We start from the raw sequence: 6,000 nt of genomic DNA, 5'->3' as shown, positions 1-6,000 counted from the left end.
CCGCAGGGGGGCCGCAAGCATCCGCATCAGGAGTTCATCCAGATCGACACGACCAATGTGCTGTTCATCTGCGGCGGCGCCTTCGCCGGGCTGGAACGCATCATCGACGCCCGCGTCGGCAAGCAGGGCATCGGCTTCAACGCCATCCTCCGCTCCAAGGACGAGCGCGACCGCTCTGACGTCTTCGCCGACGTCATGCCGGAAGACCTGCTGAAGTTCGGGATGATCCCGGAGTTCGTCGGCCGGCTGCCCGTGATCACCAGCGTGCACAACCTCGACCGCGCCGCGCTGATCGCGATCCTCACCCAGCCGCGCAACGCGCTGATCAAGCAGTACCACCGCCTCTTCGAGCTCGACCAGGTCGAGCTGGAGTTCACCGACGACGCCCTCGCCGCCGTCGCCGAGCAGGCGATCATGCGCGGCACCGGCGCCCGCGGGCTGCGCGCCATCATCGAAGAGGTGCTGCTCTCGGCCATGTACGAGGTGCCGAGCCGCGAGGACGTCGCCCAGGTGGTCATCACCCGCGACGCGGTGCTGGAGCACGTCAACCCCACCCTCGTGCCGCGCAAGGCGCGCCCGCGTATCGAGCCCGAGGAGAAGAGCGCCTAGTCCGGCGTTTCGCACCCCCGCGCGCCGACGGCGCGCCCTGCTGCCCCGAAGTGCCGAAAACATGCTGCGACCTGGGCTTTTCTTCTCCGCGCGCATCGTTAATACTCGAATCTGTGCAGGTTAAAGCCCTGGTCGAGGAGGGAACCGGGGCCGACCATGCTGCATCGGGGGAGGGGCTGCGGCGTGGACGTACATCATCGGTCGATCGACCGCAACGGTGGTCACAGACAGTCGCCGGGTCTGTACGAGCGCTTGCACCTGTCGCGCTGGCTGCTGGCCGTGGTGATCCTGTCCGTCGCGGTCGCGCTGCTGCTCAAGTACAGCGTCGGCCTGCTCTACGGTGAGGCGGCCGACCTCGCGGCGGCGGTGGCGATCCCGGGCTTCCTGGCCGCGCTCTGGCCGGCCCGCCGGTACCTGAGGTTCGGTATCGCCTACGCCGGGCGGCTGCGCAACGGCCGGCTGGTGCTGATCGGCGACGCCACCGCGCTGGACCGGCTGCGCGCCCGCATCCGCGACCCGGCCGCCGCCGCCCGCCGCGACCTGCGGGCGGGCGCGGTGCTGTGCCTGCTGGTGGTGGCGATGGGCGTGCTGGCGGTGCTGGAGTACTTCGTGGTCACCGACTACCACCTCGCCGAGGGGCCGGTGATGGTCGGCATCTTCTTCGGGGTGATCGCCGCGATCGTGCTGTCGGCGGGCTGGTCGCACTTCTCCGCCCTGGTCTGGCAGCTGCGCACCGGCGGCACCGTGCTGCGGCGCGGCCGGCTGTCGCTGCTGCTGGCCGCGTACTCGCTGCTCTACGGCCGCGAGGCCGTGGCCGAGGGCGTGCCCGAGCGGGAGCTGTGCGCCGCCGTCGAGCGGCACCCCGAGCTGATGGACAACGTGCGGATGGCGGGCCACTGACGCCCGCGGCCCGGCCTCAGCCCCGGCGGGAGGCGGCCGCCACCCAGAAGGACAGCGCCACGCCGAGCGCGCAGAGCAGCGCCGCGCCGCCGACGGCCGCGGCGGGCCCCCAGGTGTCCATCAGGGCGCCGGAGAGCGGCGCGGCGATCGCGGTGCCGGTGGTCATTCCGGCGGCGAGCCAGCCGAAGGCCTCGGCGCGCCGGTCGGACGGGGCCAGTTCGCCCACCCGAGAGGTGGAGGCGGCGAGCGCGGGCGCGATGAACACGCCCGTCACCAGCAGGGCGGCGCCCGTCAGCCACATCGAGCCCGGCTCCAGCACCGGGGGCAGGGTAGGCACCAGCAGGAAGATCCCCGCCGTCATCAGCACCATGCGCCGGATGAGCCGCGGCGGCTTGGTGAAGCCGCCGGAGACGAGCCCGCCGATCAGCGAGCCGAGTGCGAAGCACGCCATCAGCGGCCCCGCGGCGGCGGGCACCCCGGCGTCGCGGGTCCAGGCCACCATGACGAGGTCGACGGAGACGAGCCCGGCGACCGTGAGCGTCAGCACCGCGATGGCGGCCAGCAGGCCGGGCGCGGCGAGGACGTGGCCGGGGCGGGCCGACGTGGCGGCCGGGCGCGGCTCGGGCTCGCCGAGGCCGGCGCGGCTGAGCGTGCCGCCGAAGCCGACCGCCCCGATGAGGGCGACCACGCCGGCGCCGATCAGCGCGGCCCGCGGGCTGAGCAGGGCGACCGTGCTCGCGGCGACCAGCGGGGTCACCACGAAGGTGAGCTCCTGCAGGGTGGCCTCGACCGTGTAGACGGACTCGCGGACGGTGCCGGTGGTGATCCGCGGCCAGCAGGCCCGGGCGATCTGGGCGACCGGGGGCGAGCAGAGGCCGCCGCCCAGCGCGATCAGGGTCGCCAGCGGCCACAGCGCGTCGGGGAGCGCGGCCAGGGCGAGCATCGCGGTGCCGTAGCCGACGGCCGCCAGCAGCAGCTGCCGGGGCGCCGAGGCGCGGTCGGCCATCCGGCCGCGCAGCGGGCCGGAGATCGCGGTTCCGAGGGTGCCGGCGCCCACGATCAGTCCGGCGATGGCGTAGGAGCCGGTCCAGTCGGCGGCGAGGGTGGTGAGCGCGATCGGCACCGCGGGGATGTGCAGGCGGCCGAGGAGGGACCAGACCAGCAGCATCGGCAGGTGGGGGACGGTGACCAGGTCGCGGTAGGGGCGCAGCACCGGAGCATTCTGCCAGGTTTCAGGCTGATTTCGAACAGGTTTTCGGTGTGCGGTCCGCGGCGCGATCCCGGCCGGATCGTGCCGTGCCCGCCGGCGGGCACGGCACGGCGCCGGCTTGCGGCGCGCCGCCTACTCGGACGGGGAGGCCAGGGTCTCGCCGGTCTCCACCAGCGTCTTGAGATTGGACAGGATGGCGGGCCAGCCCTGGCTGATGGCGGACCGCATCACGCTGCCGGGGGCGAACCCGTCGTGGGTGACGGTCAGCTTCACCGCGTCGCCCGAGGGCTCCAGTTCGAAGGTGACGCGGGAGCGCTCCTCGGCGGCCGCCTTGGCGAACTCCTCGTCGGAGAGTCCGAGCATCTCCTGGTGCTCGGGCTGCATCGTGTGCCAGGTGTAGGAGAGCCGCCGCGGCGGGTCGGACTCCAGCACCACCTGCCCGAGGTCGCGCGGCTCATCGCCGGGGCTCATCCGCCAGCGCACCGGCGATCCGACGGCCCAGTCGGAGTCGGGGCCGGTGTCATCGAAGTAGCGGCGGGTGAAGGCGGGGTCGGTCAGCGCCTGCCAGAGGCGCTGCGGGGTGGTGCGGATGTAGCTGACGTAGACGAACGCGGACTGCTCCATGGCGGGGTCCTCCAGGGCTCTCTTCAGGTCGGCGAGCGCGCGGGCGCGCTCGCGGTGGTAGCGGCCGATCCAGCGCTCGGCGATGTCGTCGATGGGCGCGGCGTTGAGGTAGTGCAGCTTCTCCCGCCCCTGCCGCCTGGTGGTGACCAGGCGCGCCTCCTCCAGTACGGACAGGTGCTTGGTGACGGCCTGGCGGGTCATGTCCAGGCCGGCGGTCAGCTCCCGCAGGCTCTGGCCGTTGCGCTGGTTGAGGCGGTCGAGCAGCCGCCGCCGACTGGGGTCGGCCAGCGCCTTGAAGACCGCGTCCATCTCCGTCATCAAAGGCAACCTTTCGCTTGCTCGACAATAGGCATCCAAATGGTTGCCTGTCAAGGATGGTTCGGAGCATGCCTGGTGGGCGGGTCGGTCAGCCCGACACGCCGCCGAAGGTGAGGGTGATCCGGGCGCCACCGCGCAGGCCCGTGCCGACGTCGAAGCCGCCGCCCGAGAGTTCGGCGGCGCGGCGGGCGATGTCCAGGCCGAGGCCGGAGGAGCCCGCGCCGCTGCTGCCGCGCTCGGTGGCGTCCGCGGGGATGCCCGGGCCCTCGTCCTCGACCACCAGGATCGCGCCCGCGCCGTCGGGGCCGGGCCACAGGCCGAGGGCGAAGGCGGTGCCCTCGTCGGTGTGCGCGAACACATTGCCCAGCAGCGCGTCCACCGCTGAGGCGAGGTCGCTCTCCGACAGGCGGACCGGGAGCGGCTGTCGGGCGAGCGTGACGCTGACGTGGCGGTCCTGGTCCTCGGCCAGCACGGACCAGAACGAGACGCGGTCGCCGATGACCTTGGTGGCGTCGCAGCCGCTGGACACCGGGTCGGGGCGGCGGGCCTCGTTGATGGTGTGGGTGACGGCGCGCTCGACCGCCGCCACGCCGCTCTCGATGCGCTCGCGCTCGGCGGGGTCGCGCACCGACTCGGCGTCCAGGCGCAGGGCGGTGAGGGGGGTGCGGACGCGGTGGGAGAGGTCGGCGACGCGTTCGCGCTCGGCGACCAGGAGTTCGCTGATGCGCCGCGCCAGCACGTTGAGGGTGCCGGCCACCGCGGCGACCTCGGGCGGGCCCGAGGGGTCCGCGCGGGCCTCCAGGTCGCCGGCGGCCAGGCTCTCCGAGACGCGGGCCAGGTCGCTGACCGAGCCCACCAGCGCGCGGCCGAGCCGGTCGGCCAGCACCAGGCTCAGCACGAACAGTGTCACGCCGAGCCCGGCCAGGAAGAGCCAGGCGCGGACCACGCCCGCCCACAGCTCCTCGGTGGGGACGTGCGCGCGGATCACCGAGGGGTCCCGCTGGGGCGTGCTGACGAAGACCAGCACCTCGCGGCCGCCCTCGGCCGCGTCGGCGGTGAGGCTCCGGCCGGTGAAGGCCAGTTCGACGGCGCTGGAGCGCTCCGCCGGGGCGCCGACCGTGCTCCCGTCGGCGCGGAAGAGCGTGATGGGGAACCGGCTGCCGGTATTGGCGCGGTCGATTCCGGTGGAGACCATCTGCTCATCGCCGGTGGCGACCATGGGCGCGATGGACTGGGCCCGGATCGTGGCGGTGCCGAGGGCGCGGTCCTCGGCGAAGCTCTGCACCAGCATGGCCAGCGGCACCAGGAAGGCCATCAGCACGACGGACGTGGTCGCCGCCACCAGCACGATCAACCGCCGCCTCATCGGCCGCCGCCCTTCCCGCCATAGACGCTCTCCGGCCCGGCCGTCAACCCGGCCGTCCACAGCCCCGCCGTCCGCGCCCGCACTGTCCACAGGCGTCGCCGGGCGGCTGCGCGGGCGGGCGGAAACGCGAGAGAATGGGTGTAAGGGGAGCCCCCTGGGTGGGCGGGGGAAGGAGCACCCGATACAACCTTCGCGAGCCGGGTCCGGTGGGACGGGGGCCTGGGGGCGGGCGGGGGTGCCGACGCGGGCGTGCGGGGGGTGGCGGTCACGACGGCACCACCAGCTTGACGCCGACACCGCGGACCGTCTGGATGAAGCGCGGCGCCTGCGCGGTCTCGCCGAGCTTCCGGCGCAGCCAGGACAGATGCACGTCCACCGACTTGTCCGCGCCACCGTAGGGCACCTGCCACACCTCCGTCAGCAGCTCCCGCTTGCTCACCACCTGGCCCGGGCGACTCGCCAGATAGTGCAGCAGGTCGAACTCCTTGGGGCTCAGCTCCAGCACCGTCCCGCTCAGCCGGGCCTCACGTGCCGACGCGTCCACGGTCAGATCGCCCACGGTGATCGCGGCGTCCTCGGGCGCGTCCGCGCCGATGCGCCGCAGCACCGCGCGCACCCGCGCGTCGAGCTGGGCGGCGCTGAAGGGCTTCACCACGTAGTCGTCGGCACCCGCGTCCAGGGCCCGCACGATCTCGCGCTCGTCGTCGCGGGCGGTCGCCACGATCACCGGCACCCGGCTCACCGCGCGCAGCATCCGCAGCATCTCCAGGCCGTCCAGATCCGGCAGGCCCAGGTCGAGCACGACGAGATCGGGTCTGCCGTCCACGGCGTCGCGCAGCCCGGCCATGGCGGTCGGCGCCGAGGCCACCGCGTGGCCGCGCTCGCCGAGCGCCCGGGTCAGGGAGGTCCGGATGGTCGCGTCGTCTTCGATGAGCAACAGTTGGGCCACGAGGGAACGGTAGCCAATGCGGCG

At 73.5% G+C, this 6,000-nt stretch carries 6 protein-coding genes; 2 read left to right on the top strand and 4 right to left on the bottom strand.

The annotated features are described in order from the left end of the window. Together CLV72_RS25705 and CLV72_RS25700 are read left to right on the top strand one after the other, a co-directional pair. Positions 1-609, top strand: a 609-nt coding sequence (locus CLV72_RS25705) for an AAA family ATPase (RefSeq protein ID WP_170141109.1), incomplete at its 5' end; no start/stop codon positions are given. A 183-nt stretch (positions 610-792) separates the two neighbouring features. Continuing rightward, positions 793-1,509: a hypothetical protein gene (locus CLV72_RS25700; RefSeq protein ID WP_146159561.1), complete on the top strand. Its 717-nt coding sequence runs from the start codon at positions 793-795 to the stop codon at positions 1,507-1,509. Between the two features lie 16 nt (positions 1,510-1,525). On the opposite strand, the gene CLV72_RS25695 is transcribed toward CLV72_RS25700, so the two are convergent. The 4 genes from CLV72_RS25695 to CLV72_RS25680 all read right to left on the bottom strand — a co-directional run bounded on the left by CLV72_RS25695 (position 1,526) and on the right by CLV72_RS25680 (position 5,976). Further along, positions 1,526-2,722 (bottom strand): MFS transporter, encoded by a 1,197-nt coding sequence (locus CLV72_RS25695; RefSeq protein ID WP_106251301.1) that lies wholly within the window; start codon positions 2,720-2,722, stop codon positions 1,526-1,528. A gap of 129 nt (positions 2,723-2,851) precedes the next feature. Continuing rightward, positions 2,852-3,661: an ArsR/SmtB family transcription factor gene (locus CLV72_RS25690; protein WP_245930439.1), complete on the bottom strand. Its 810-nt coding sequence runs from the start codon at positions 3,659-3,661 to the stop codon at positions 2,852-2,854. Between the two features lie 88 nt (positions 3,662-3,749). Further along, positions 3,750-5,027: a sensor histidine kinase gene (locus tag CLV72_RS25685; protein ID WP_106251298.1), complete on the bottom strand. Its 1,278-nt coding sequence runs from the start codon at positions 5,025-5,027 to the stop codon at positions 3,750-3,752. Positions 5,028-5,292: 265 nt separating this feature from the next. Further along, positions 5,293-5,976: a response regulator transcription factor gene (locus CLV72_RS25680; RefSeq protein WP_106251396.1), complete on the bottom strand. Its 684-nt coding sequence runs from the start codon at positions 5,974-5,976 to the stop codon at positions 5,293-5,295. Positions 5,977-6,000 lie beyond the last annotated feature (24 nt).

Source organism: Allonocardiopsis opalescens (assembly GCF_003002095.1).
GTDB classification, from domain to species: domain Bacteria; phylum Actinomycetota; class Actinomycetes; order Streptosporangiales; family Streptosporangiaceae; genus Allonocardiopsis; species Allonocardiopsis opalescens.
This window is presented reverse-complemented; position numbering and strand designations above follow the sequence as displayed.